This is a genomic window from Curtobacterium sp. VKM Ac-1376 (genome assembly GCF_015351025.1).
Lineage (GTDB): Bacteria > Actinomycetota > Actinomycetes > Actinomycetales > Microbacteriaceae > Curtobacterium.
Window position 1 is genome coordinate 1 of the sequence record NZ_JADKRV010000058.1, and the last position, 643, is coordinate 643.

Consider the following 643-nt stretch of genomic DNA (forward strand, 5'->3'; position numbering starts at 1 on the left):
CCCTGTTCCTCCAGCCCGACCGCAACCTCGCGCTCGAGCTCGTGCGTGCGACGGAGGCCGCCGCGATCCGTGCACAGCCGTGGGTCGGGCGCGGCGAGAAGAACCTCGCTGACGGCGCCGCGGTCGACGCGATGCGCAAGTTCCTCGGCACGGTGAACTTCGACGGCGTCGTCGTCATCGGTGAGGGCGAGAAGGACAACGCCCCGATGCTCTACAACGGCGAGCACGTCGGCAACGGTCACGGGCCCGCCTGCGACATCGCGGTCGACCCGATCGACGGCACCTCGCTCACCGCTGCCGGACGCCAGAACGCCATCTCCGTGATGGCCGTCTCGGACCGCGGCTCGATGTACGACCCCTCCGCCGTCTTCTACATGGACAAGATCGCCGCCGGCCCCGAGGGTCGCGGGGTCCTCGACCTCGAGAAGCCGATCGGTGACAACATCCGCGCGCTGGCGAAGGCCAAGGGCAAGGACCTCGAGGACATGGTCGTGGCCGTGCTCGACCGCCCCCGTCACGACGAGCTGATCCGCGCCATCCGCGCGACCGGTGCCGGCACGCGACTGCTGCTCGACGGCGACGTCGCCGGTGGCATCGCCGCCGCCCTGCCCGGCTCGACGATCGACATGTGCGTCGGTGTCGG

Annotated in this window: 1 protein-coding gene; it reads left to right on the plus strand. The window is 70.6% G+C overall.

Features of this window, described 5'->3' with window-relative positions; genetic code table 11:
• Nucleotides 1-2: 2 nt before the first annotated feature.
• Nucleotides 3-643 (plus strand): fructose-bisphosphatase class II family protein (locus ITJ56_RS18135; RefSeq protein ID WP_194632026.1); only part of this gene is annotated, 641 nt, incomplete at its 3' end.